Consider the following 25,355-nt stretch of genomic DNA (forward strand, 5'->3'; position numbering starts at 1 on the left):
CCCTTGGCGGTGGCATGCCGCATTGACCGATGCGATGCGCGGTCTTATCTGTGACGGGCGCTGGAATGGGCAAGCCCTGTTCCGGTGCGAAGCCATCCCGGCGGCCGGCCCGGCCGTTACCGGGATTTCGTTGTGCCCGGTGTCTTCAATCGCGCCTGTTCCTAGTCGGAGTGCCTCTATGTTCGGTTCCATCGCCCGCAAGCTGTTCGGCAGCGCCAATGAGCGGGTGGTCAAGGGCCTTCGCCGTCAGGTGGAAGCCATCAACGCGCTGGAGCCGAAACTGGCCGGCCTGTCGGATGCCGAATTGCAGATGCGCACCGATTGGCTGCGCGACCGGCTGGAAAAGGGCGAGACGTTGGCGGACATCCTGCCCGACGCCTTCGCCACCGTGCGCGAGGCGTCCAGGCGCGTCATGGGCATGCGTCATTTCGACGTGCAGATGATCGGTGGCATGGTTCTGCATTCTGGCAAGATTGCCGAAATGCGAACCGGCGAAGGCAAGACCCTGGTCGGTACCCTGGCCGTTTACCTGAACGCGCTTCAGGGCAAGGGCGTGCATGTCGTCACCGTCAACGACTATCTGGCCAGCCGCGATGCCAGCCACATGGGCAAGCTGTACGGTTTCCTGGGCCTGACCACGGGTGTCATTGTCCATGGGCTGGATGATGACGAGCGCCGCTCCGCCTATGCCTGTGACATCACCTACGGCACCAACAACGAGTTCGGCTTCGACTATCTGCGCGACAATATGAAGTACCGCCTGTCAGACATGGTGCAGCGGCCCTTCAATTACGCCATCGTCGATGAGGTGGACAGTATCCTGGTGGATGAGGCGCGCACGCCGCTGATCATCTCCGGTCCTTCCACCGACGGTTCCGAACTGTACATCGCCATCAACAAGGTGATGGCCCAGATCGGCCCGGATGATTTCGAGAAGGACGAGAAGGCCAAGGCCGTCTCGATGACCGAATCGGGCACGGAGAAGGTGGCGCAGATCCTGACGCAGATGGAACTGCTGAAGACCGGCGATCTTTACGACATCCAGAACATCTCCCTGGTCCATCACATGAACCAGGCACTGAAGGCCCACCAGCTGTTCACCCGCGACGTGGATTACATCGTCAAGGACGACAAGGTCGTCATCATTGATGAATTCACCGGCCGCATGATGGAGGGACGGCGCTATTCCGAAGGCCTGCACCAGGCGCTGGAGGCCAAGGAGGGCGTGTCGATCCAGCGCGAAAACCAGACGCTGGCCAGCATCACCTTCCAGAACTATTTCCGCCTGTACCCCAAGCTGGCCGGCATGACCGGCACGGCCATGACCGAAGCGTCGGAATTCGCGGAGATCTATGGTCTGGAAGTGGTGGACATTCCCACCAACCTGCCCGTCGCCCGCGTGGACAATGACGACGAGGTCTATCGCTCGGCCGCGGAGAAGTACGAGGCCATCGTCAAGCTGGTCGAGGAATGCAGCGCCAAGCAGCAGCCGCTGCTGGTCGGCACCGTGTCGATCGAGAAGTCGGAGACGCTGTCGGCTTTGATGAAGAAGAAGGGTATCCCGCACAACGTCCTGAACGCCCGCTATCATGAGCAGGAAGCCTATATCGTTTCGCAGGCGGGTCGTCCCGGTGCCGTAACGATTGCCACCAACATGGCCGGCCGCGGCACCGATATCCAGCTGGGCGGCAATTTCGACATGCGGGTCGAATTCGAACTGGCGGACGTGCCGGAGGGCGAGGAACGCCAGCGCCGCATCGCCGAGATCAAGGCCGAGATCGCGGTCGCCAAGGAGATCGTGATCAAGGCCGGCGGCCTGTATGTCGTCGGCACCGAGCGCCATGAGAGCCGCCGCATCGACAACCAGCTGCGCGGCCGGTCGGGCCGCCAGGGCGATCCGGGCGCGTCGAAGTTCTTCCTGTCGCTGGATGACGACCTGATGCGCATCTTCGGCAGCCAGCGCCTGGACGGCATGCTTCAGAAGCTGGGCCTGCAGGAGGGTGAGGCGATCATCCATCCCTGGATCAACAAGGCCCTTGAAAAGGCCCAGCAGCGCGTCGAAGCCCACAATTTCGAGATCCGTAAGAACCTGCTGAAATACGACAATGTCATGAATGACCAGCGTAAGGTCATCTATGAACAGCGCCGCGAGATCATGGAGGCAGAGGACGTCCAGGAGATGGTGTCGTCCATGCGCCATGAGGTGATCACCGACATGGTGCGCCGCGCCATCCCGGAAAACGCCTATGCCGAGCAGTGGGACGTCAACCTGCTGCATGAGGAATGCCTGCGCCTGCTGGGTGCCGACCTGCCGGTCCGCGACTGGGCCAAGGAGGAAGGCATCGCGGACGAGGAGATCACCGAGCGGCTGCTGAAATATGCCGACGACAAGATGGCGGAGAAGGAGGCCTCCTATGGGGCCGGCCTGATCCGTAATATCGAGAAGAGCCTGCTGCTGCAGATCCTGGACCAGGTCTGGAAGGACCATCTGCTGTCGCTCGACCATCTGCGCCAGGGCATCAACCTGCGTGCCTATGCGCAGCGCGACCCGCTGAACGAGTACAAGAAGGAAGCGTTCGAGTTGTTCTCCGGCCTGCTGGATAATCTGCGCGAGCAGGTGACCCAGATGCTGATGCTGATCCAGGTCCGCATGACGGAACCGGAGCCCCTGCCCATGCCGGAATTCGGGCAGGAAACGCGCCTTGACCCGGCCTTCGCCGGTGGCCAGCCGCCGGCCGATGCGCCGCTGCCCGATGGCATGCGCCGTGCCACCCTGCCGCATTTCGGCATGGGGGCCGCGGCCCTGCCCGTCGCGCAGGAAACCGACCTGACCGATGGCGAGGCCTGGGTAAACACCCCGCGCAACGCGCCGTGCCCCTGCGGCAGCGGCAAGAAGTTCAAGCATTGCCATGGGGCTGCCGGCTGATTCCTTCGGTACCCTATGATGCGAAGGGCGGCCCCGGTGCCCGCCCTTTTGCGTTGCGGCCCTTCCATTCCGGCCCCAGAACCATGTTATGGTGCCCCGGCCAATCCATAATGCCCGCCATCAAAGGCCGGGCGCCAATCGGACAGACAAATGGAAGCCTGGTCGGAATATTCGCGGTTCCTCATCGCGCTGTTCGCCATCCTGACGCCGTTCGCCGCCATCCCCATCTTCCTGGGCATGACGGAGGGGCGAAGCGCGAAGGAACGCAACGCCATCGCTCGTTCGGCCGTGCTGACGGTGGCGACCGTGCTGGTCACGTCGGTCTTTCTGGGTGATGCGGTGCTGACTGTGCTGGGCACCAGTCTGGCCAGCTTCCGGGTGGGCGGCGGCATCGTGCTGTTGCTGATCGCCCTGTCACTGCTGAACGCCACGGTCAGCGGCGTGAAGCAGACCCAGCAGGAAGCGGATGAGGCCGGCACCCGCACCGCCATCGGCGTGGTGCCGCTGGGCCTGCCGCTGCTGGCCGGTCCCGGTTCCATCTCCGCCGTGATCATCGAGGCGCAGCGCGGTATCGGCTGGGAGCATTATGCCATCCTGGTCGGCTGCATCCTGATCGTCTGCGCCTTCCTGCTGCTGACCCTGCGGCTGGCCGTGCCCATCGGCAACAAGCTGGGCCAGACCGGCCTGAACATCATGAACCGCCTGACCGGCCTGCTGCTGGCGGCCGTGGCGGTGGAGATCATCGCGGCGGGGCTGCGGGCCTTGTTCCCCGGCTGGATGACTTAATTTCTGTTCCCTCAGGCGCCGGACGCCCGCATCCGCGGGCTTGGCTTGCGGCGCACGTGCGCCGGGCCGGCGGTCGCCGGCCTGTATTGGTCACGGATGTGACCAATACCTAGTCTTTTGCACCGCAGCATCTTGCCGTTCTTCCCCACTTTGCTACGCTATCTCCCGTCAAACGACGGGGGCTGGCATGGCATATGGCGCGACCGTGGGGCGGACGAACTATCGGTTCGATGACCTGAAGACCCTGCTGGCCCGCGCCACGCCGGCCCGGTCGGGCGATTTCCTGGCCGGGGTGGCGGCGGGCAGCGATGCGGAACGGGTGGCCGCCCGCATGGCGCTGGCCGATCTGCCGCTGAAGGCGTTCCTGGCCGAACCGCTGGTCCCGTACGAGGATGACGACGTGACGCGGCTGATCATGGACAGCCATGATGCGGCATCCTTCGCGCCGGTCGCGTCCATGAGTGTCGGGCAGTTCCGTGACTGGCTGCTGTCCGATGCCGCCACGTCCGAGGCGCTGGCGACGCTGTCCCCCGGCCTGACCCCGGAAATGGTGGCGGCCACGTCCAAGCTGATGCGCAACCAGGACCTGATCGCCGTGGGGCGCAAGGCGCGGGTCGTCACGCGGTTTCGCACGACGATCGGCCTGCCCGGCCGCCTGTCGGTGCGGCTGCAGCCCAACCACCCGACCGACGATCCCAAGGCTATCGCCGCCTCCATCCTGGACGGGCTGATGTATGGGTGCGGCGACGCCACCATCGGCATCAACCCGGCCACGGATTCGGCTGCGCGGTGCCTGGACCTGCTGACCATGATCGATGATCTGCGTCGCCGTTTCGACGTGCCGCTGCAATCCTGCGTCCTGGCCCATGTCACCACCCTGATCCAGGTGATGGAACGGGCGGGCCCCGTCGACCTGGTGTTCCAGTCCATCGCGGGGTCGCAGGCCGCCAACCGGTCCTTCGGCATCGACCTGTCGGTGCTGAAAGAGGCGCACGAGGCGGCCCAGAGCCTGAAGCGCGGCACGGTCGGCCGGAACGTGATGTATTTCGAGACGGGGCAGGGCAGCGCCCTGTCGGCCGAGGCCCATCACGGCCTGGACCAGCAGACGATGGAGGTCCGCGCCTATGCCGTGGCCCGCGCCTTCGATCCGTTGCTGGTCAACACCGTCGTGGGCTTCATCGGCCCGGAATATCTCTATGACGGCAAGCAGATCATCCGTGCCGGGCTGGAGGATCATTGCTGCGGCAAGCTGCTGGGCCTGCCGATGGGGGTGGATGTCTGCTACACCAACCATGCCGAGGCCGACCAGGACGACATGGACAATCTGTTGACCCTGCTGGGGGTGGCGGGCTGTTCCTACATCATGGGCGTGCCGGGGGCGGATGATGTGATGCTGTCCTATCAGAGCACCAGTTTCCACGACGCCAATTATGTGCGCACCGCCCTGGGCCTGCGTCCGGCACCGGAATTCGAGGCGTGGTTGCAGCGGATGGGTGTGATGGATGGCGATGCCCGCGTGCGCCCCGCTCTGGGTGCCGGCAGCGGGGCCTTGAAGCTGATCGAGGGGGTGGCGGCATGAGCACCTTCGACCCCTGGTCCAACCTGCGCCGTTTCACGCCCGCCCGCATCGCCCTGGGCCGTACGGGCGACGCGCTGCCCGTGGAAAGGCTGCTGGAATTCCAGGCGGCCCATGCCCTGGCCCGCGACGCGGTGCATCAACCCTTCGAAGCCGATGCTTTGGCTGATGCCCTGTCCGACCACCCGACTCTGCGGGTGCGCAGCCGGGCGCCGGACCGGGCGGCCTATCTGCAGCGGCCCGACCTGGGAAGGCGGCTGCATCCCGATGACCAGGGGCAATTGTCCGGCATGCGCTGCCACGGGCAGGGGCCGCAGAAAAGCTATGATGCGGTCATCGTGCTGGGGGACGGATTGTCGGCGCGTGCCCTGCATGACCATGGCAAGGCACTGCTGGATGAATTGCTGCCGCGGCTGGCGGGCTGGGATCTGGCGCCGCTGATCCTGGCGACCCAGGCGCGGGTGGCGCTGGGCGATGATGTGGCGGCGGCCCTGAACGCCGCCATGGTGGTGATGCTGATCGGGGAACGGCCGGGCCTGACGGCAGCGGACAGTATCGGCGCCTATCTGACCTTCAATCCGCAGCCGGGCGTGACGCGCGATGCGGAGCGCAACTGCGTCTCCAACATCCGCCCCGACGGCTATGCCCCGGCGCTGGCTGCCGACCTGATCGCCTGGCTGATGGCGGAGGCACGGCGGCTGAAGCTGACGGGGATCGGATTGAAGCAGGATCGGCCAGTGGAGTTGGCCGGGGCGTAGGCGTTTATTTTTCCTTCTTCTTCAATTCCCGCTTCTGTTCCGTCTGCGCACGGTCGAGCGCGTTCAGGTTCTGGAGCGCGATGGCGGCGGCGGGCGTGCCGGCGGCCACGCGGCGCACGGCTTCCCAGTCCTGCTTGGCATGCAACGCGTCGCTTTTTGCGGCGCGCAGATTGCCGCGCAGCAGCAATGCCTCACCATTTTGTGGCGACAGGCGCAGCGCCTCCTCCACATCCACCATCGATTTGGCATCCAGCGCCAGCACATGGTGTGCCTGGGCCCGGAGCAGCCAGGCCTCCGCCATTTTCGGCGCCAGATCCACCACCCGGTTCAGGTCCTCGATGGCTTCCCAGTAATGTTCCATGCCGGCCCGGGCGATGGCCCGGTCCATCAGGATCTGGGTGTCACGCGGCATCAGGTCCAGCGCCTTGCCATAGGCGGCTTCGGCCTGCTGCGGCTTGTGGGCGTTGGTCCAGGCCATGCCGGCCCGGCTCAGCAGGTTGGCGCGCGACGGCACGGAGTCGCGGGTCAGTTCCGCGGCCGATGCCTCCAGCGCCGGGGCCGCCAGTTCCCAATCACCGCGCAGCAGCAGGGAAAGCGCCTGGCAGAGGCGGGCATCGGCCCCGCCGCCCTGGCGCTCCCACAGCTTCGCCTCCTCGAACGCGAAATCGGGAAGGTCCGCCGCCCGGTCCAGGCAAGCGGCGCGGTTGGGGAAAACGAGGCCCTCATGCGCCGCGGCAGGCAGCGGCAGGCACAGAGGGATGAGGGCGATCAACGCCCCGGCATTGAGCAGACGGGTCATGGCACGCTACAAATCCCCATCCACCCACCGCTGGCAAGTGTCAAAAAAGTCATGATCGACAAGCTCCCCATGCCGGACATGCCGGCCGGCCGGCTGTTCATCTTCGGTCTTGGATACACGTCGCTGCGGCTGGCGGCCCGTCTGCGCGCTTTTGGATGGCAGGTCGGCGGGACCACGCGGGGGGCCGACAAGGCCGCTTCCCTGCGTGCCGCCGGCATCGACGCCGTCGCCTTCGACCGGGAACAGCCCCTGGATGCCACCATCCTGGACGATGTCACCCACATCCTGTCCTCCGTCCCGCCCGACGAGGCGGGCGATCCCGTGCTGGACCGGCACGGGCCGGACATCGCGGCGCGGGCTGCCGGCTTGCGCTGGGTCGGGTATCTCTCCACCACCGGGGTCTATGGCGATGCCGGGGGTGGCTGGGTGGATGAGACTTCCCCGCTGGCCGCTGCCGGCCCGCGCGGGCGGCGGCGCGTAGCGGCGGAGGCGGGGTGGCTGGACCTGCATCGCGGGGCCGGCGTGCCCGTCCATCTGTTCCGCCTGCCCGGCATCTATGGTCCCGGACGCAGCGCCATCGACAATATGCGCGCCGGCACGGCCAGGCGGGTGGACAAGCCGGGTCAGGTGTTCTGCCGCATCCATGTCGATGATATCGGCGGCGCCCTGCTGGCCTCCATGGCCCGACCCCAACCGGGGACGGCCTGCAATGTCGTGGATGACGAGCCGGCACCGGCAGCCCAGGTTGTGGAACATGCCGCCCGCCTGCTGGGGATGGAACCACCAAAGCTGGAGCCGTTCGATCCGGCCGCCATGTCGGCCATGGCCGCCAGCTTCTATGCCGACAACCGGCGTGTGCGGAACGATCGGTTGAAGCAGGTGTTGGGTTATCACCTGCTGTACCCCACCTATCGTGAAGGGCTGGCGGCGCAGCTGGCGGCCGAGACAATTGGTATCGGGCCTGTAACGGGCGGGTAAATTCCGGGGCGGGAACCCGATGGCCGGCGTAGGATGTGAGCATGCGTGATCCCAATTCACCCCCCTCGACCCTTCCTGATGCCGCCGACGATGACAGTCTGGCCCGCGACCTGTCGCGCCATCGCTGGCTGGCCGGATCGTTCCTGGCCCTGGCGGCGGGCGGCTGGGCGGCCAGCCATGCGCCCTTCATGCCGCCGGGTGTGGCCCCGGCGCTCAGGGCGGTGGCGGAGGCCGGGATGGTGGGCGGGCTGGCCGACTGGTTCGCGGTGACGGCCCTGTTCCGCCGGCCGCTGGGCCTGCCCATCCCGCACACCGCCCTGGTGCCGCACAATCGCGACCGTATCGCCGACGGCATCGCCGCCTATATCGATCGGGAATTCCTGGAACCCGCCATGCTGGTCGAACAGGTGCGGCGCATGGATCCGGCCGCGCGCATCGCCCGGCTGCTGGCCGACCCGGCCGACCGCGACAAGCTGGTCGATCTGGTGGCCGGCATGCTGCCCGGCCTCCTGTCCCAGCAGGGGGAGGCGCCATTGGCCCAGGCGCTGGGCCGGGCGCTGGCCGCCGGCCTGTCCCAGGCCGACCTGCGTCCCGCGTTGGCCGGTGCCGCCCGGCATTTCGTGGAAAGCGACGCCATGGAACTGCTGGTACGGGAGATGGTGGACCGGCTGATCCACCTGTTCCACGGCCAGCGCAGCTTCGTGGAGGCGGCGGTGGCCGACAAGTCGCGTTGGTGGATGCCGTCCTCCATGGACAAGTCCCTGGCCGAAACCATCAACGAGGCCATCCTGGGCCATCTCTGGGACCTGCGCAGCCCGCACGCCCCGGCGGGGCGGGAATTGCGCGACTGGCTGCGCGCCCTGCCGGACGAGATCAAGGAGGGAAGCGAGCTGGCCCAGCGCCTGCTGGAGGCGGTGCGGCAGTTCGCGGGCCCGACGGCGATGGGGCCGCTGCTGAACGACCTGCTGTCGGGCCTGCGCGACGCGGCCCTGGCCGACCTGGACCGGCCGGACGGGCATATCAGGGGGGCGCTGCACGGCGTGGCGGAATCCCTGGCCGGCGCCATGCAGGAGGCACCGGTCCGCGACCGGCTGAACCAGGCGGTGGAACAGGCCTTCGTCGGGGCCCTGCCGCGCTGGCGCCAGGCCATCCGCGATTTCGTGGCCCGCACCCTGAAGGCCCAGGATGTGGGCGAGTTCACCCACCGCCTGGAACTGCGCGTGGGCCGCGACCTGCAATATATTAGGATCAACGGCACCCTGCTGGGTGCCGCCATCGGCGGCGTTCTCTATGCGCTGAACAGCTGGATCGGCTGATACCAACGGTCGAAATATTCGACCGTTGGTACGGCGGCGACTGCCGCCGCGCGGCACGTGCCGCGTAAGCCAAGCCCACGGATGTGGGCGCCGGCGACTGAGGGGCCTGAATGATTGGCCGAAGGGCAATCATTCAGGCCGACTGTATAACCCGTCAATGACACGGCAAACCAGCAGCTCCGGGTCTATTCTTCATAGACCAGCCGGCGCTCGCGGTAGCTGTCCTGCAGCCCGCTCCATCCGGCCAGATGGACGACGCAAATCTCCTGCATCGGCTTGGACATGACGGAGCAGACCTTGCCCGTGTTGGTGCTGCGGGCCACCCCGCCGGCATTGCAGTGGAAATTGTAGAGCGGGTCCAGCACCGTGGCCAGGCCATGGCGGGCAATGACGCCGTTGAAGGCTGTCTGCTCGGCGAAATGGATGAATTCCCGGTTGACCATTTGGATGCGCGGCGCCACCTCCAGCACCTCCTGCCACCACAGGTCCCAGAAGGGAGATCGGGCGGGAAGGGCGAACAGGCCGGAGGAGAAGAAGGTGCGGTTGGCGATGGCCTCGGCCAGGACGATGTCATAGCCGCCATGGACCCAGTTGCGTTGCACCTCCAGGTTCTTGTCGGCGCTGATGATCGTCGATTCGTAGTAATGCGAGATCAGGGGCGCGGCGACCACGCGGCGGGGCGAATAGGTCAGCGCCTGGGTGATGACCGGCAGCAGCCGGTCATCCTGCACCCAGATGTCGCAATCCAGGTAGAGCAGGTGCTCGTAGCCGGTGACGATCCTGGGGAACAGCGGCCGGATGAACTGGCAGAAGGTGTATGGCTTCTGCGCCACGATCTGGCGCAGCGGCCCGTCGAAGGCATCATGGCCGATCGGGACATAGGTGACGCCGTGGCTGCGGATGAACTCCACATGTTCCGGCGCCATGCCGGGTGAAATGCAGAACTTGTCCATCGCCTGCAGCGACGGCGCATTCCTCGCGATGGAGAGCAGCAGGTTCTTCAGATGGAAGAAATAGCCGTCGTCGCAGGCCAGGATGAGGGCGATTTCCTTGTCAGACACCCATCCTCCGATCCGGCCCGCTGCCCAATGGCCGGAGATGGTACGGAATCCGGGGGTGCGGCTGCAACCGGTTCGGTGACGGCCGCACCCCCGCACATGATCACGGCTGCGGGGCGAAGACCGACAGGGTGACGCGGGCATTCGTCACCAGCTTCTGCTGCACACCCGGCAACGCGTCGGCCATGGGGGCGGACTCCATCGCCGCCTTGGAGCGGAAGGCGCTGGTGACCGCCACAGCCGCCCGTGCCTCCTCCTCGGAGAAGCTGATGTCGCCCACGCGATAGGCGCGGCCGGGGAAGGCGGCGCTCAGGCGCTTCAACTCGGCATTCACCTGGGTATAGATGCGGTCGCGCAGGCCCGCGCGGGTCGCTTCCGTCTCTTCCAGGGTGGGATCGAAGGTGATGTTGCCGACGCGCACCTGCTGTCCCGGCTTGCTGGCCTTCTTGGCGCGGTCGCCCAGGGCCGCCAGCTGACCTTCCGGCAGGCGGGCCTGCAATTGCGCCTGCCAGCGCTCCAGCCCGGCGCTGTCGCTCTGCGGGTTCATGGCCACGATGCGCCAGTCCGCCTTATCGGCGATGCCGGCCACGGCCTTCAGCACATCGGTGCGGACGGTGCCGCCATTGCCGTTGCCGGCCATATCGACCACCAGGGTGACCAGCGCCGTCTCCGTCTTCACCCAATCCTCGACGGACAGGTTCAGCGACACGGTGTCGGTGACAGGGGGCGGGGCAATGGTCTGGGCCGATACGGCGGGAACCGCGGCGGCCAGCAGGCCGGCAAGGGCAAAGGGAACCAACGACCGGCGCATCTTGTTTCTCCACTTCCTTCAAACGGGTAACGCCCCGCCCGCATCCTAACCCACGGGTTGCGGCCGAATTGCGACGAGATTGAGGAAAGGATCAGAAATCCAGATCGGCGTAATGCTTGGGCGGCGGCAGGCCCGGCTGATGGTCGGCCAGGATGGGGCGGAAGCTGGGCCGGCTTTTCACGCGGGCATAGAAATTCTTGGCTTCCGGATGATCATCCCAGGGCACGTCGCCCAGATAGTCGATGGATGACAGCTGGGCGGCGGCGGCGATGTCGGCCCAGCTGAACTGGTCGCCGGCCAGCCACGTGCGCCGTTCGCAGAGCCAGCCGATATAGTCCAGATGGTAATGGATATTGGCCAGGCCGGCGCGGATCGACTGTGCCTGCGGCGTGCCCTGGCCGGAGAAGCGCTTGAACAGCTTTTCCCCCACCAGCAGGTCGGTGACCTCCGCCTTGAACTTCACGTCGAACCAGCCGACCAGCCGCCGCACCTCGGCGCGCAGGGCCACCTCGCTGCCCAGCAGCGTGGCGGTGGGGTAGGCGTCCTCCAGATATTCGCAGATCGCCCCCTGCTCGGCGATGGCGGTGCCATCGTCCTCCACCAGCACGGGCACCTCGCCGGCGGGGTTCATCAGCATGAACTCCTCCCGCCGCTCCCAGGGCTTTTCAACCACCAGGTCGAAATCCAGGCGTTTTTCGGCCAGCGCCACCCGCACCTTGCGCGAGAAGGGGGAGAGGGGATGGTGAAAAAGGGTCCGCATGCGCCGTTCCGATCCGCCGCCGCCGTTCCGCCGGCCAAACCAAAGCTGTGCCACAGGCCAAGGGGGCATGACAAGGGGAAGCCGTTGGGGGAAGCCGTCGGGGGAAGCCGCCGACTTGCCGGGCCCAGGCTCTTGTGATCATGGGGAAAATCGATGGTCATATGCCCGATGTCACATGCGCCGCATGGACAGGGGCCGCCGCCAATGCGATATCCGGAGGCTGGAGATCAGCAGGGAAGTGGATGATGGCGGGTGAAGTGAGCGTGCGGACGGTCGTGGCCACCGACCGGACCGAATGGCGGGCGCTATGGGACGCCTATTGCACCTTCTACAAGGTGCAGGTGCCGGAACGGGTGACCGAAACGCTCTGGTGCCGCATCCTGGACCCCGTCTCCCCTGTCAATGGTCTGGTGGCTGTCGATGCCCAGGACCGGTTGCTGGGACTTTGCCATTATGTGCTGCACCCCCATACCTGGTCGGCGCAACTGCTCTGCTATCTGGAGGATCTGTTCACGGCGGAGGCGGCGCGCGGCCAGGGCGTGGGGCGGGCCCTGATCAACCGGCTGGTCGGGATGGGCAGCGAGGCCGGTTGGGGACGCGTCTATTGGCATACCGAGACGGACAATGCCCGCGCCCGCATCCTCTATGACAAGGTGTCGGGCGGGGCCGATCCTTACGTGCGCTACACGATCCGGCCGGGTGCGGGCGCTTAGAGCGGTTTGCGGGTAACCGGAAACCGCTCCGGCGGCGACCGCCGCCGCGCCGCACGTGCGGCGTGAAGCCAAGCCGCGGATGCGGCGCCGGCGCCTGAGGAACACGAAAAGCTTCAGCGCAGTGTCTTGAACCGCTCCGTGGCCTGGACCAGGGCGGTGCGCACGCCGGGTTCCATGGCGCTGTGCCCGGCATCGGGTACCACGATATAGTCCGCCTCCGGCCAGGCGCGGTGCAATTCGTCGGCCGTGCGGATGGGGCAGACGATGTCGTATCGGCCCTGGATGATGACGGCGGGGATGTGCCGCACGTTGCGGATGTCACGCAGCAGCCTGTCTTCCGGGTCCAGGCCGTTATTGCGGAAATAATGCGCCTCGATCCGGGCCAGCCCCAGGGCGTGCGTATCCTCGCCCGAGGCGGAGACCAGTTCCGGGCTGGGCATCAGTGTGGAACAGGCCCCCTCATACATGCTCCAGACCCGGGCTGCCGGCAGATGCACATTGGGGTCGGGATGGGTCAGCCGCTTCCAGTACGCCTCCAGCAGGTCGCCCCGCTCATCCGCCGGGATATAGGCGTTGAAATGGGCCCAGGCCTCCGGGAAGATCTGCTTCATGCCATAGAGGAACCAGTCGATCTCCGACCGGCGCATCAGGAAGATGCCGCGCAGGATCAGGCCGATCACCCGGTCGGGATGCGCCTCGGCATAGGCGATGGACAGGGTGGAACCCCAGGACCCGCCGAACACCATCCAGCGGTCGATGCCCAGATGGGCCCGCAGCACCTCCAGATCCCCCACCAGATGCGGAATGTCATTGTCGCGCAACTCGCCCAGCGGCGTGGACCGGCCGGCCCCGCGCTGGTCCAGGATGATGATGCGGTAGAAGGTGGGGTCGAAGAACCGGCGATGGGTGGGCGAGGCGCCGGCACCCGGCCCGCCATGCAGGAACAGCACCGGCACGCCATCGGGATTGCCGCTCTGTTCCCAATAGATCGTGTGCAGATCATCAACCTTCAGTCGGCCGGTCTGGAAAGGGTCGAGCGGGGAGAAGAGGTCGCCGCGGGGCATGGATGCATCCGTTTGTTGTTATGGCGATTGTAGGCAAGCGATCGGCGCAACGCAAACCGTCCGCGCGGACAAGCCTGTGTCCGTCATGTTCGTTTCTGCTGATCGTTCCGATCAGCGGCCTCGGTCGCCGCCGTATCAAATCCCCCTAAGCTAAACTTAAGGGGCTTTGATATAGAACAGGGCCATGAATGACGCCGATCCCCCCTATCCCCGCATCGATGACACCAGTCTGGCCGCCCTGATCGTGGCATTCTACGCCAATGTCCGGCTGGACCCGCTGCTGGGTCCGGTCTTCCACGCCATGGTGGGGGAGGGGGATGATGAATGGGCGGCCCATCTGCGCCGGGTACATGATTTCTGGTCGTCGGTGACCATGGGTACCGGCCGCTATGGTGGCCGCCCCATGCAGGTCCATGCCGGCATTCCGGGGCTTGAGGCGGCACATTTCCAGCGCTGGCTGGCCTTGTTCGCCGAGACGGCCGATCGGCTGTTCACGCCCCAGGCATCCGCCTTCCTGCGCGACAAGGCCGAACGCATGGCCCAGGCGTTGCAGCAGGGCATCGCCATGGCACGATCGGGCTGATCTATCCATCCACCCCCTTGCGCCCGGCCTTGAAGCATCCTATCTGCGCCCCATGACCGACCGCTCCGCCCCTCCCTCCGACCAGCCGACCCCGCCCCCGCGCGGGCGCCTTGGCCAATGGTCGGACCGGGTAAAGGCACTGCTGCTGCTGTCACTGCTGGCCATGGCCGGTGCGATGGCGGGGCTGGGTGGATCGGGTGGCGAGGCGGAACGGGTCCGTGACGGCCTGTCGGCTGGCGGCAGCCTGCGTGCCGCCCTGGCCGAGGCACCGGCCGTACTGTCACAGGGTGAGCGGGAACAGGCGAGACCCGATCTGTCCGGTGGTGATGCGCCGGCCAAGGCCTTGCCGGACGCGGTGCCCGCGCTGCCGCCCTATCCGGTGGCGGTGGCGATTATTGCCGCCGGGCCGGCCGGCGATGTCCCCCATCCCCGCGCGGGCCACGCCGCCCGCATGCCGACCGGCCCGCCGGCCGGGCTTTCCGCCTGATCCACCCTGATCGATAGATGCGCACAGGCTTTCCTGCGGCGGCCTGCCGGCCCTGCCGCCCGCCCTGTGCGCCTGGACGGAAAGCCCAATACGATGAAAAAGTCCCTGCTTTTCTACATCGCCGCCCTGGCCGCCGCCGGCGGCGTGATGACCATCAGCCGCCAGTGGGGCGGCTTCATGCTGCTCGCCACCTTCATCCTCTGGTTCCTGCATTCGGTGTTCGCCAGCACGGATGGGACGGGGCGGCAGCTCTGATCTTGACCATGGAATCGGCCGCCGGTGTGATCCGGCGGCCTTTTTTGTGGTTCGCCGATGGCCATCGGGTCGGATAGTCTCCCGATATCGCTTCTTGGGGACCAACGATGATGACTGCTCAGCCCGAGCCGATCCCCTGCCCCTTCACCTATGCCAATGGCCGCGCCTGCACGGGCCATATCGTGCGCGTGGAGGCATACAAGGCTGAGGCCCGCTGGGAGCGGGAGCCAGACGGGAACTGGGTGTTCTTCCTGGACTCTCCCATGCGCTATCACCTGTTCTGTTCGGAGAAGAACGGTCATGCCGGCTTCAACAAGCCGACACCGCCCGACATGAAATACTGGCCGGACGAGTTACCGGAACCATTGCGCGCCATGGTGAACGCCACCGGGATCAAGCCGTAGGGCAGGTCCGGCCCCGGGCCTACCCCATCCCCTCCATGTCCGCCCGGATGCTTTCGGCCAGCAGGTAGTCCGCCACCGGGCCCGGCGTGCAGCTTCGCCCCAGGTCGCCGCGCAGGCGCCGGCAGAGGATGGCCAGCTTGGCAGCCATATCTGCCGTGCCCTGCCCCGGTTTCTGCGCCAGCGCCCAAGTCAGCCGTTCCCGCTCGTCCAGGAACGCATCCCGTTCCTGGTCGCTCATCCGGCCTGTATCCTGGCGGTACATGGGCAGCAGCCGCGACAGCAGGTCGCCGGTGGCGGTTTGGGGGGTGATGGAACGGTCGCTTTGCCCGGCCATGGGCATATCTCCATGCCGATGGTGGCACGTGGGAAATCAGCTTATAATTCTGAAATCATGACAAGTTTCTGAGAATGAAACAATGAATAATTTAGGATATACCAATTTTTTTATGATCTCTGCTGCCCAATGCCGGGCGGCACGGGCGTTGATCGAAATCTCGCAGGACGATCTCGCTGCCGCTAGCGGCGTCTCCAAGGCGTCGATCACCGATTTTGAACGAGGTCTGCGTGCACCTCAGAAGCGCACCCTACGCGATCTGCTGGCCGCATTCGAGGCGCGTGGCGTTGTGTTCCATCGGGACGAGGAACAGGGCCTGATCGGCGTTAGTCTGAAAACAGCCGTAGGTCAGGGCTCGGCTTACGCCTCGACCTGACCTACGCCCCCAAAAGCAAAAGGCCGCCGGGTCGCCCCGACGGCCTTCGCTTACTCTACAGCCCTTCAGAAAAGGCCGATCCGTTGCCGGATCAGTCGTTCTGCTGCTTGCGCTTCAGGGCCGCCCCCAGGATGTCGCCCAGCGAGGCGCCCGAGTCGGACGAGCCGTACTCGGCCATCGCGGACTTCTCTTCCTCGACTTCCTTGGCCTTGATCGACAGGCCGATCTTGCGGGAACCGCGATCGATCTGCGTGACCTTGGCATCGACCTTCTCGCCGACGGCGAAACGGTCGGGGCGCTGCTCGGAACGCTCACGCGACAGGTCGGACTTGCGGATGAAGCCGGTGAAGCCTTCGCCCACTTCCACCTCGATGCCGCCTTCGGTGACCTGGGTGACGGTGCAGGTGACAACTTCGCCCTTCTTCACGCCGGCAGCGGCCTGCTCGAACGGGTCGCCGGCCAGCTGCTTGATGCCGAGCGAGATGCGCTCCTTCTCGACGTCGACGTCCAGGACCTTGACCTTGACCTGATCGCCCTTCTTGTAGTTCTGAATGGCGGTCTCGCCCGGCGTGGACCAGTCCAGATCGGACAGGTGGACCATGCCGTCGATGTCGCCCGGCAGACCAACGAACAGACCGAATTCGGTGATGTTCTTGACCTCGCCTTCCAGCTCGGTGCCGCCCGGGAACTTCTCGACGAAGGCTTCCCAGGGGTTCTGCATGGTCTGCTTCAGACCCAGCGAGATGCGGCGCTTCACCGGATCCACGTCCAGGACCATCACTTCCACTTCCTGAGAGGTGGAAACGATCTTGCCCGGATGGACGTTCTTCTTGGTCCAGCTCATCTCGGAGACGTGCACCAGACCCTCGATACCCGGCTCCAGCTCCACGAAGGCGCCGTAGTCGGTGATGTTGGTGACGCGACCCTTGAACTTGGCCTGCGGCGGGTACTTGGCTTCCACGCCCTCCCACGGATCGGCTTCCAGCTGCTTCATGCCGAGGCTGATGCGCTGGGTCTCCGGGTTGAAGCGGATGACCTGGACCGTGACGGTCTGGCCGATCTGCAGGGCTTCCGACGGGTGGTTGATGCGGCGCCAGGCGATGTCGGTGACGTGCAGCAGGCCGTCAACGCCACCCAGATCCACGAACGCGCCGTAGTCGGTGATGTTCTTGACCACGCCCTGCAGGATCTGGCCTTCCTTGAGGGAGGCGACCAGCTCGGAGCGGGCTTCCGCACGGCTCTCTTCCAGAACGGCGCGGCGGGAGACGACGATGTTGCCGCGCGAGCGGTCCATCTTCAGGATCTGGAACGGCTGCGGCGTGCCCATCAGCGGGGCGATGTCGCGCACCGGACGGATATCGACCTGGCTGCCCGGCAGGAACGCCACGGCGCCGTTCAGATCGACGGTGAAGCCACCCTTGACGCGGCCGAAGATGATGCCGGTGACGCGGGACTGGTCCGTGAAGGACTTTTCCAGCAGGGTCCAGGCTTCCTCGCGCTTGGCCTTCTCACGCGACAGGACGGCTTCGCCGTTCTTGTCTTCCATGCGCTCCAGATAGACCTCGACGGTGTCGCCGGCCTTCAGCTCGATCGGCTGACCGGGGACGGCGAATTCCTTCAGGGCGACGCGGCCCTCGGACTTCAGACCAACGTCGATCAGGACCTGGTCGTTGTCGATGCTGAGGATGCGGCCCTTGACGACGGTGCCTTCCAGGCTGTCGGAGGAACCGAAGGACTCTTCAAGCAGAGCGGCGAAGCTTTCCTTCGCGGCGGAAACCTGTGCCATTTGAACTCCAATGGGCAAACTGTTTCGGGTTGAAGACAACGGCAACGCCGCTTCCCGTTTCCGGCACGCCCGAGCCGGCCGCGAAGCCTTGTCACCGCCGCGCCGGACACCACGCCCGGCGGCTTTGGTACGTTCTCCCGCCCGGTCACCCGGACGGGTCCATCCCGAAGAGGCCCGTTCCCTTCGGCGGAATGCCGGGCGGGGAACCGGTTGAAGGCCATGGGGACACCAGTGCATCGGCACCGGTGAGGACGTTTTACCCAAGCAAAAACGCGGGCACCGACCGGCATCGGGTTTCCACCCGCGCGGTCGTCGCTCGCGTCACGATCCTTCATGTCCTTCGGGACAGGCGGCTTATATAACCGTCATGCGGCGCCACCGCAACCGAATGAGTCCGTTGTGCGCCTGCGTTTCGGCGGCGCTCCACGCATGGGTGTCAGGCGGGAAGCCGGGCCCGCACGATCTCCAGCGCCGTCTGGAACACCTGATCGGGCGTCATGTCGGAGTTGTCGACCAGCACGGCATCGGCGGCCGGCACCAGCGGGGCGACGGCGCGCTTGGTGTCGCGATCGTCGCGCGCGGCCATGTCGGCCAGCACGTCGGTGAAATCCGGGTTCTCTCCGCGGCCCTGCAATTCGGCGAAGCGGCGGCGGGCGCGGACTTCCACGCTGGCCGTGACGAACAGTTTCACGGGCGCATCGGGACAGATGACCGTGCCGATGTCGCGCCCGTCCAGCACGGCGCCCGGCGCCCCGCCCGGCGGGTTGGCGGCGAAGGTACGCTGGAAATCCAACAGGGCCTGGCGCACACCCGGCACGGCGGACACGCGCGAGGCGCCCACCGCCGTCTCATCCAGGCGCAGGGCCGGGTCGTGGGTCAACCGGTCGATGTCAGCGGCGGTCAGGGCTCGGGCCGTGGCGGTTGCCGCATCCCCGTCACCCAGGTCGGCCCCGGCCCGGATCATGGTCAGCGCCACGCCGCGATAGAGCGCGCCCGTGTCCAGCAACGCGAAGCCCAGGGCCTGTGCCACCTTGCGGGCCAGCGTGCCCTTGCCCGATGCGGCGGGACCATCGATGGCGATGACGGGACGGGTCATGGGAAATATCCGGATCAGCGGGAAAGGCGCGGCAGGCTTTGCGCCATGCGGACCCGTGCGTCAAGTACGGCGGACAACATGAACAATGATTCAGTTTTCATTTGTCTTGCCGTGGAACCCGGCTTTGCCCATGCTCTGGTCCAAGCACAATCAAATCATCCTTGGGGGGAAGAAAGATGCGCCTGTTGGGGAAGATCCTTCTGGCCGTCCTGCTGCTGGTCGTGGCCGGCGCTGGCGGCTTCGTCTGGTGGGCCTGGACGCCGGACCTGTCGCGCGCGGCGGCCGAGGCGCGGTTCGCCCGCGCCCCCACGGATTTCGTGGAGGTGGACGGCGTGCGCTTCCATGTCCGCCAGGAAGGGCCGGACGGGGCACCGGCAGTTGTGATGATACATGGCAATGCTTCCATGTTGCAGAGCTGGGATGGCTGGGCCGCCGACCTGTCGAAGGATCATCGGGTCATCCGCTATGATCTGGCCGGCCATGGGCTGACCGGACCGGACCCTGCCGGCATCTATGGTCCGGAACGCGACGCCGTGCAGTTGAAGGCGCTGCTGGACGCGCTGAAGGTGGACAAGGCTGTGCTGGCGGGCAATTCGCTGGGCGGGCAGATCGCCTGGCATTTCGCGGCAGCCAATCCGGACCGCGTGGAAAAGCTGGTGCTGGTGGCGCCGGGCGGCTATCCGCTGCCGGGGCTAGGGTTCGAGCAGAAGGTGGTGCTGCCGGATGCGGCGAAGATGCTGCCCTATTCGCTGAAGCCCGATGTGCTGAAGGCACGGATCGGGGGCCTTTATGGTGATCCGGCCCGGTTCACGCCGCAGATGCTGGATACCTATTACCATTCCTGGCTGTCCCCGGGCGTGCGGCCGGCACAGCTGGCACGCGCGTCGGCCTATTTGCTGCATGATCCGACGTCAATGCTGGCCACCATCCAGGCACCGACCCTGCTGCTCTGGGGGGAGAAGGACCGTCTGGTGGCCTTCGCCACCACACCACAGAAGTTCCAGGCCGCCATGCCCAACACCAAGCTGGTGAGTTTCCCCGACCTGGGTCACATGCCGCAGGAGGAGGACCCGGCCGCCACCGTGGCGGCGGTGCGGGAATTCCTGGCGCAATAACAGGGGCATATCGCCCTCGCCCGCTTGCGGGAGAGGGAGGGACCCGAGCCGTCAGGCTTGGGAGGGAGAGGGGACAACGCCCAATGTTCGGCTGCCACCCTCTCCTTCCCACCGCTTCGCGGCGGGTCCCTTCCTCCCCCATCAAGGGGGAGGGCAGGTTACAGAGCGGAAGAGCCGAAACTCAAGCACTCCGGCGCTTGGTGGCCAGGTCGATGGGCGCGGCGGATGTGGTCACCGGCTCTCCCGTTTCCGTCGCGGGCGGTGCCTCGGCGGGGAAGCGGGCCAGGAAGCAGGTGCCGCGCCCCGCCGCACTTTCCACCGTCAGCGTCCCGCCCAGTTTCTGCGACACCTGGTTATAGGCCAGATAGAGGCCCAGACCGCTGCCGCCACGTTCGCGGCGGGTGGTGAAGAACGGCTCGAACACGCGATCCAGTTGTTCACGGTCGATGCCGCAGCCGTCATCCTGGATGCGCAGTTCGACCCAGCCGCCGGCATCGGCGCGCAAATCCACCTCCACCCGGCCTTGGCGCCCGTCGGGGAAGGCATGGGTGACGGCATTGACCAGCAGGTTGGTCACCAGTTGCGCCACGGCGTCGGGATAGGTGTCGACCGGCAGGCGGGTGGCACCGGTCAGGGCAATGGCGTGCGGCGTCTTACGGGTTTGAGGCCGCAGGGAGATCACCACCTCTTCCAGGTAACCGGCCAGATCGAAGCGGCGGCGATCCTGGCGCGTGCGGTCCACGGCTACATGCTTGAAGCTCTCGATCAGGCGCGCCGCACGTTCCATGTTGGATTGCAGGATGCGGGCGGCCAGCGAGGTGGCATCGATATATTCGTTCATCTGTTCCCGGCGTAGGGTGCCGCCGGACAGGGCCTGTTCGATGCCGCGCGTGTCGTTGGCCAACCGGGTGGAGGCGGCCAGCGCGGTACCGACCGGGGTCGCCACCTCGTGCGCGATGCCGGCGACCAGACGGCCCAGCGAGGCCATCTTTTCGGCCTGCACCAGATTGTCCTGGGTCTGGCACAGGCGGGTCAGGGCCTGTTCGGCCTGGTGCCGTGCCTCACGCTCGGCCAGCATCACCCGGCGCAGTGTGGCCATGACCGTGGCCAGGGCCAGTCCGGCCACGGCCAGGATGGACAGGGCCGCCAGCAGGGTGGCGAAGCTGGCATGATAATCGGCCGCCGCGAACGGACCCAGCCCGCGCGCCGTCATCAGGCACAGCCCGGCGGCCACCAGCAGCGTATAGAGGGCCGTCCCCAGCAGGCCCAGCCGAAGGCCCGCCGTCAGGATCAGGCAGAACAGGGCGAAGCGCCCGGCTTCCCGCAGCCACAGCGGTTCCAGCAGCGCCATGGCCGTCAGCAGCAGCGCGCCGCCGGCCACCAGCCCCAGGGCCGTGGCCCAGCGTCGGCGCAGCAGGGCGGTGGCGCCGGGGGCGGCCATCAGGATCAGCGGCGGGGCAACCAGCAGCACGCCCATCGCATCGCCCACCCACCAGCTTGTCCAGGCGCTGATCATGCCTTCGCCCAGGTCGGCATCGCCGGCCAGGGCGGCCAGCACGCCCGTCGTGGCGCTCAGCATCGGGGTCAGCAGCACGGGGATGGTCAGAAAGGCGAACAGTCCGCCCGGCCCGTCGAACAGGGGCCTGGGCCCGCGCACATGGCGCAGCACGGCCCAGGCAACCAGGGCCGGCAGGCAATTGCCCATCCCGACGGGCAGGGCGAAGGCGGGATTGCCGAACATCAGCAGATTCAAGCCGGCGGCACCGGCGAAGACACCCGGCAGAAGCCAGGGGCCACCACGCCACAGCGCGGCAAACGCGATGCCGGTGGGCGGCCAGATCAGTGTAACCGCCTCACCCGCGAAGGGTATTTGAAGGCCCAGCCAGCCCGTGGCCGCATAGGCCAGGGCCACGAACAGGTTCGCCAACAGCAACCTTTGGGCTTGCCCCATCAACCGCACCCCCGTGCCATGCGATCGGCGCATGGCCATTCATCCGGTATTTACATCAAGTGTAATCGATTACCATCGGAATGGAAGGATTGCGTATCGGCCGGAGCGTGCCCGTTGCGCCGCACCATGTTGCAGAAATGTGACTTGGGCGCCAAATGACGGCGGCCGAGAGCAATCATGGCTGGCGGCGGGGGGGCTTTAGCGTATTGTCCGCCTTGCCGTGAGGTTGCGGGTGACTGCGATCCCACCGGGATGGAACCCTGGACGTGTCTCGCCGATCCGGGGATGATCATCTACAGCCGGCGTGCCAGGCACAGCCGGCTTTTCTTTTGCCCTTTCTTTCCCATGCGTCCCCTGACCGGCCATGATATCCTGGCCGGCATGTACAGCGACGTCCTTGATCTTCGCGAATTCTATCGCAGCAGCACCGGACAGGTGGTGCGCCGCCTGATCCGCCGCCGCATCCGGGAGCTTTGGCCCGACCTGGCGGGCCAGCGCGTGCTGGGCATCGGCTATGCCACCCCCTACCTGACCATGTTCCAGGAAGAGGCGGAGCGGGTGATGGCGGTGATGCCGGCCAGCCAGGGCGTCATTGCCTGGCCGCCGGAAGGGCCGGGCCGCGTCACCCTGGCCGATGAGGCAGAATTGCCTTTCCCCGACATGTCGATCGACCGGGTGCTGCTGGTCCATGGGCTGGAATGTACCGAGGAGTTGCGGCCGCTGATGCGGGAGATCTGGCGCGTCATGGCCGGTGGCGGCCGGCTGATCGCGGTGGTGCCCAACCGGCGCGGCATCTGGGCCCGGTCGGACCGCACCCCCTTCGGCCTGGGCAGCCCCTTCTCCCCCAGCCAGCTGCGCGGCACGTTGAAGGCCAACATGTTCGTACCGGAGCGGGAGGATTGCGCCCTGTTCCTGCCGCCCACCCGCCTGCGCTTCCTGCTGGCCAGCGCGCCAGCGGTGGAGGAGGTGGGCCATCGCTGGTTCCGGGCCTTCGCCGGGGTGCATATGGTCGAGGCATCCAAGCAGATCTACGCCAACCCGGCCCGCGCCAAGGTGCGCGAGCGTCAGCGTGTGCTGTCCCCCCAGGCCCAGCCGGCGTTCGGCCGCGTGGCGGCGGAACGCAAGCAGACCCAGGGGAAATAGGTTGTAAGCCCAACGGTCATCAGAGATGACCGTTGGAGGCCGGCGACTGCCGGCCCGCGACCGCGTGGTCGCGTAAACCAAGCCGCCGGATGGCGGCGCCCGGCGTCTGAGGGTGCACAGCCTCACGCGAAATCCGCTTCCTCATAGAACGGACGGATTTCCAGCTCGCTGGGGCCGGGCATGGGGTTGGGGCAGCGCTTGGCCCAGGCGATGGCCTCTTCCATATCCTTCACCTGCCAGATCCAGAAGCCGGCTAGCAGTTCCGATGCCGGGGTGAAGGGTCCGGGGATGAGGGTGCGCTTGTCGCCGTCGAAGGCGATGCGATAGCCCTGGGATGTCGGCTTCACCCCGTCACCCGACATCATCAGGCCGGCCTTGACCAGTTCCTGATTGAACTTGTCCATGGCTTCCATCAGTTCGACCGAGGGCATGGTGCCCTTCTCGCTGTCTTCCGTGGCCTTGACGATCACCATCACGCGCATCACCGTCTCCTCTGTTCAAGGGTAAGCCGAGCTGTTCCCGGCCCTGATATCCCAAGGACGGTGCCACACAGGCGATGCCGACATCGCCCTCCAAAAAATATGTCAGCCTTTTACGAGGGTCAGCTTCGGCTTGCCCTGCGGCGGATGATAACCCGGCAAGGCGGCGATCTGGCCGGCGATGACATTGGTGAAATCACCGATGCCGGGCCAGCTGGTGATCTTGCCGATCAGCCGCTTGCCCCGGAACACGAAGAAGACCGGAATGCCGTGCAGGCTGAACCGGTTGGCCATTTCCATGTCGTCATAGACATTGTCGTGCAGCCAGCGCACCTCCGGCCAGATGAAGCGCGGCGGGGCCGACAGGATGGCGTGCTTGGCGATGTCGCAATTGGGGCAGTCGCGGCCCCACAGGAACAAGACGGACAAGGGTGGGGCATCCAGCTCCGCCAATACATCGTCCAGTTCGGTGCTGGTCACTTCCCGCATGGGAAAACGCGTAAAGAAATCCGGGGGGGTGCCGGGATTGGCCGGATTGCCTGGGTTGGACATCGGGTTTCCTCCGCCATTGTTATTATGGGGCCCGCCAACAAACTCAGTGCATGCCATGGCGCTTTTACGGCGTCATTGCAGTTCGGCCAATCTTTCCGCCTCTTCCTGGGCGATCAGGGCGTCGATGACTTCATCCATCTCGCCGGCCATGAACCTGTCGATCTTACCATAGAGCGTCAGGTTGATGCGATGGTCGGTGATGCGACCCTGGGGGAAATTATAGGTGCGGATACGCTCCGACCGGTCGCCCGACCCGACCTGGCTCTTGCGGTCGGCGGCGCGCGCATCGGCCAGCCGCTGGCGCTCCGCCTCATACAGCCGGGCACGCAGCACCTTCAGGGCCTTGGCCTTGTTCTTGTGCTGGCTCTTCTCGTCCTGCTGGCTGACCACGATGCCGGTGGGCAGGTGGGTGATGCGCACGGCACTGTCGGTGGTGTTGACCGACTGGCCGCCAGGGCCGGACGAACGGAAGACATCGATGCGCAAGTCGCGCTCATCGATATGGATATCCACCTCTTCCGCCTCCGGCAGCACGGCGACGGTGGCGGCGGATGTGTGGATGCGGCCCTGGGTTTCGGTGGCGGGCACGCGCTGTACCCGGTGCACGCCCGATTCGAATTTCAGCCGGCGGAATACGCTGCGCCCGGTGATGGTGGCGCTGGCCTCCTTGTAGCCACCGATGCCGGTCTCGCTGACATCCATGGTCTCGAAGCGCCAGCCCTGAGATACCGCATAGCGCTTGTACATCTCGAACAGTTCGGCCGCGAACAGGGCGGCCTCATCCCCGCCGGTGCCGGCGCGCACTTCCAGGATGGCGTTGCGCTCGTCGGCCTCATCCTTGGGCAAGAGCGCCAGCAGAATGCGGCGTTCCAGGTCGGGCAGGCGGCGCCTGGCCTCGGCCAGTTCATCGGCCGCCAGATCGCGCATCTCGGCATCGTCGCCTGCGGCCATGGCCTCCAGCTCGCCCATGTCGGCATGGGCCCGACGCATCTCGGCGATGGCGGCGGCGACGGGTTCCAGTTCAGCATATTCCTGGCTGGCCTTGACGAAGGCGTCGCCGGCCATGGCGCCGGACGCCAGCGCGTCGCGCAGTTCATCGAACCGCATCATCACCTTGGCGAGCGGTTCGCCAAATCTCGTTTCAAAGTCCGACAAGGGGAAAGGGCCCATTCGCATCGACGCCAGAGCCCGTGGATATAGGCGATCAAGGCGGCGCGGTCACCCGGAAATGAAAAAGCCCCCGCCCGGC

General features: G+C 66.2%; 26 protein-coding genes. 14 read left to right on the forward strand and 12 right to left on the reverse strand.

Annotation, left to right across the window (positions count from 1 at the left end):
• The first annotated feature begins 178 nt into the window (after nt 1-178).
• From secA to eutC, 4 genes are all read left to right on the forward strand, one after another.
• Nucleotides 179-2,926: a preprotein translocase subunit SecA gene (gene secA, locus ACM9HJ_RS08670; RefSeq protein WP_416571310.1), complete on the forward strand. Its 2,748-nt coding sequence runs from the start codon at nt 179-181 to the stop codon at nt 2,924-2,926.
• A 150-nt stretch (nt 2,927-3,076) separates the two neighbouring features.
• Nucleotides 3,077-3,712: a MarC family protein gene (locus ACM9HJ_RS08675; protein ID WP_416571311.1), complete on the forward strand. Its 636-nt coding sequence runs from the start codon at nt 3,077-3,079 to the stop codon at nt 3,710-3,712.
• Nucleotides 3,713-3,899: 187 nt separating this feature from the next.
• Entirely contained in the window at nt 3,900-5,291 is a 1,392-nt protein-coding gene (locus ACM9HJ_RS08680) for an ethanolamine ammonia-lyase subunit EutB (RefSeq protein WP_416571312.1), read from the forward strand.
• Nucleotides 5,288-6,046, forward strand: a complete 759-nt coding sequence (eutC, locus tag ACM9HJ_RS08685) for an ethanolamine ammonia-lyase subunit EutC (RefSeq protein WP_416571313.1) — start codon at nt 5,288-5,290, stop codon at nt 6,044-6,046. Before ACM9HJ_RS08680 ends, eutC begins: the two co-directional genes overlap by 4 nt.
• Nucleotides 6,047-6,050: 4 nt before the next feature.
• On the opposite strand, the gene ACM9HJ_RS08690 is transcribed toward eutC, so the two are convergent.
• Nucleotides 6,051-6,845, reverse strand: a complete 795-nt coding sequence (locus tag ACM9HJ_RS08690) for a tetratricopeptide repeat protein (RefSeq protein WP_416571314.1) — start codon at nt 6,843-6,845, stop codon at nt 6,051-6,053.
• Between the two features lie 51 nt (nt 6,846-6,896).
• On the opposite strand from ACM9HJ_RS08690, the gene ACM9HJ_RS08695 reads away from it, so the two are divergent.
• Nucleotides 6,897-7,823 (forward strand): SDR family oxidoreductase, encoded by a 927-nt coding sequence (locus tag ACM9HJ_RS08695; protein WP_416571315.1) that lies wholly within the window; start codon nt 6,897-6,899, stop codon nt 7,821-7,823.
• A gap of 41 nt (nt 7,824-7,864) precedes the next feature.
• Nucleotides 7,865-9,139, forward strand: a complete 1,275-nt coding sequence (locus tag ACM9HJ_RS08700; protein WP_416571316.1) for a DUF445 domain-containing protein — start codon at nt 7,865-7,867, stop codon at nt 9,137-9,139.
• 185 nt (nt 9,140-9,324) lie between these two features.
• Here the strand turns inward: ACM9HJ_RS08700 and ACM9HJ_RS08705 are convergent, their stop codons facing one another.
• From ACM9HJ_RS08705 to ACM9HJ_RS08715, 3 genes are all read right to left on the reverse strand, one after another.
• On the reverse strand, nt 9,325-10,200 hold the full coding sequence (locus ACM9HJ_RS08705; RefSeq protein WP_416571317.1) for a glycosyltransferase: 876 nt from the start codon (nt 10,198-10,200) through the stop codon (nt 9,325-9,327).
• A 100-nt stretch (nt 10,201-10,300) separates the two neighbouring features.
• On the reverse strand, nt 10,301-11,008 hold the full coding sequence (locus ACM9HJ_RS08710; protein ID WP_416571318.1) for a hypothetical protein: 708 nt from the start codon (nt 11,006-11,008) through the stop codon (nt 10,301-10,303).
• A gap of 91 nt (nt 11,009-11,099) precedes the next feature.
• Nucleotides 11,100-11,768 (reverse strand): glutathione S-transferase family protein, encoded by a 669-nt coding sequence (locus tag ACM9HJ_RS08715; RefSeq protein WP_416571319.1) that lies wholly within the window; start codon nt 11,766-11,768, stop codon nt 11,100-11,102.
• A gap of 245 nt (nt 11,769-12,013) precedes the next feature.
• On the opposite strand from ACM9HJ_RS08715, the gene ACM9HJ_RS08720 reads away from it, so the two are divergent.
• Nucleotides 12,014-12,481, forward strand: a complete 468-nt coding sequence (locus ACM9HJ_RS08720; protein ID WP_416571320.1) for a GNAT family N-acetyltransferase — start codon at nt 12,014-12,016, stop codon at nt 12,479-12,481.
• Nucleotides 12,482-12,594: 113 nt separating this feature from the next.
• On the opposite strand, the gene pip is transcribed toward ACM9HJ_RS08720, so the two are convergent.
• Nucleotides 12,595-13,545, reverse strand: a complete 951-nt coding sequence (gene pip / locus ACM9HJ_RS08725) for a prolyl aminopeptidase (RefSeq protein WP_416571321.1) — start codon at nt 13,543-13,545, stop codon at nt 12,595-12,597.
• A 184-nt stretch (nt 13,546-13,729) separates the two neighbouring features.
• On the opposite strand from pip, the gene ACM9HJ_RS08730 reads away from it, so the two are divergent.
• From ACM9HJ_RS08730 to ACM9HJ_RS08745, 4 genes are all read left to right on the forward strand, one after another.
• A complete protein-coding gene (locus tag ACM9HJ_RS08730) occupies nt 13,730-14,128 on the forward strand; it encodes a group III truncated hemoglobin (RefSeq protein ID WP_416571322.1) in 399 nt (132 codons plus the stop codon).
• 52 nt (nt 14,129-14,180) lie between these two features.
• Nucleotides 14,181-14,615 (forward strand): hypothetical protein, encoded by a 435-nt coding sequence (locus tag ACM9HJ_RS08735; protein ID WP_416571323.1) that lies wholly within the window; start codon nt 14,181-14,183, stop codon nt 14,613-14,615.
• 93 nt (nt 14,616-14,708) lie between these two features.
• Nucleotides 14,709-14,870, forward strand: a complete 162-nt coding sequence (locus ACM9HJ_RS08740) for a hypothetical protein (RefSeq protein WP_416571324.1) — start codon at nt 14,709-14,711, stop codon at nt 14,868-14,870.
• Between the two features lie 107 nt (nt 14,871-14,977).
• Nucleotides 14,978-15,274 carry a hypothetical protein gene (locus ACM9HJ_RS08745; protein WP_416571325.1) on the forward strand — a complete coding sequence of 99 codons (297 nt, stop codon included), beginning with the start codon at nt 14,978-14,980 and terminating at the stop codon, nt 15,272-15,274.
• Nucleotides 15,275-15,293: 19 nt separating this feature from the next.
• On the opposite strand, the gene ACM9HJ_RS08750 is transcribed toward ACM9HJ_RS08745, so the two are convergent.
• Nucleotides 15,294-15,608 carry a hypothetical protein gene (locus ACM9HJ_RS08750; protein WP_416571326.1) on the reverse strand — a complete coding sequence of 105 codons (315 nt, stop codon included), beginning with the start codon at nt 15,606-15,608 and terminating at the stop codon, nt 15,294-15,296.
• A gap of 82 nt (nt 15,609-15,690) precedes the next feature.
• Here ACM9HJ_RS08750 and ACM9HJ_RS08755 point away from each other — a divergent pair, with 82 nt between their 5' ends.
• Nucleotides 15,691-15,984 carry a helix-turn-helix domain-containing protein gene (locus tag ACM9HJ_RS08755; RefSeq protein ID WP_416571327.1) on the forward strand — a complete coding sequence of 98 codons (294 nt, stop codon included), beginning with the start codon at nt 15,691-15,693 and terminating at the stop codon, nt 15,982-15,984.
• 91 nt (nt 15,985-16,075) lie between these two features.
• Here ACM9HJ_RS08755 and rpsA read toward each other — a convergent pair whose 3' ends face one another.
• Entirely contained in the window at nt 16,076-17,770 is a 1,695-nt protein-coding gene (gene rpsA / locus ACM9HJ_RS08760) for a 30S ribosomal protein S1 (protein ID WP_416571328.1), read from the reverse strand.
• A 436-nt stretch (nt 17,771-18,206) separates the two neighbouring features.
• On the reverse strand, nt 18,207-18,866 hold the full coding sequence (cmk, locus tag ACM9HJ_RS08765) for a (d)CMP kinase (protein WP_416571329.1): 660 nt from the start codon (nt 18,864-18,866) through the stop codon (nt 18,207-18,209).
• Nucleotides 18,867-19,042: 176 nt separating this feature from the next.
• Here cmk and ACM9HJ_RS08770 point away from each other — a divergent pair, with 176 nt between their 5' ends.
• A complete protein-coding gene (locus ACM9HJ_RS08770; protein WP_416571330.1) occupies nt 19,043-19,981 on the forward strand; it encodes an alpha/beta fold hydrolase in 939 nt (312 codons plus the stop codon).
• 181 nt (nt 19,982-20,162) lie between these two features.
• Here the strand turns inward: ACM9HJ_RS08770 and ACM9HJ_RS08775 are convergent, their stop codons facing one another.
• A complete protein-coding gene (locus ACM9HJ_RS08775) occupies nt 20,163-21,965 on the reverse strand; it encodes an ATP-binding protein (protein ID WP_416571331.1) in 1,803 nt (600 codons plus the stop codon).
• 312 nt (nt 21,966-22,277) lie between these two features.
• Between ACM9HJ_RS08775 and ACM9HJ_RS08780 the strand changes: the two genes are divergently transcribed.
• Nucleotides 22,278-23,075 carry a class I SAM-dependent methyltransferase gene (locus ACM9HJ_RS08780; RefSeq protein ID WP_416571332.1) on the forward strand — a complete coding sequence of 266 codons (798 nt, stop codon included), beginning with the start codon at nt 22,278-22,280 and terminating at the stop codon, nt 23,073-23,075.
• 122 nt (nt 23,076-23,197) lie between these two features.
• On the opposite strand, the gene ACM9HJ_RS08785 is transcribed toward ACM9HJ_RS08780, so the two are convergent.
• The 3 genes from ACM9HJ_RS08785 to prfA form a co-directional block, all read right to left on the reverse strand.
• Complete coding sequence (locus ACM9HJ_RS08785; protein ID WP_416571333.1) at nt 23,198-23,557, reverse strand: YciI family protein; 360 nt, start codon at nt 23,555-23,557, stop codon at nt 23,198-23,200.
• Between the two features lie 102 nt (nt 23,558-23,659).
• Nucleotides 23,660-24,106, reverse strand: a complete 447-nt coding sequence (locus ACM9HJ_RS08790) for a thioredoxin family protein (protein WP_416571334.1) — start codon at nt 24,104-24,106, stop codon at nt 23,660-23,662.
• Nucleotides 24,107-24,178: 72 nt separating this feature from the next.
• The gene (gene prfA / locus ACM9HJ_RS08795) at nt 24,179-25,261 is read right to left on the reverse strand and encodes a peptide chain release factor 1 (protein ID WP_416571335.1); all 1,083 of its coding nucleotides are present in this window, start codon (nt 25,259-25,261) and stop codon (nt 24,179-24,181) included.
• Nucleotides 25,262-25,355 lie beyond the last annotated feature (94 nt).

It is taken from the genome of Niveispirillum sp. KHB5.9, assembly GCF_048066115.1.
Lineage (GTDB): Bacteria > Pseudomonadota > Alphaproteobacteria > Azospirillales > Azospirillaceae > Niveispirillum.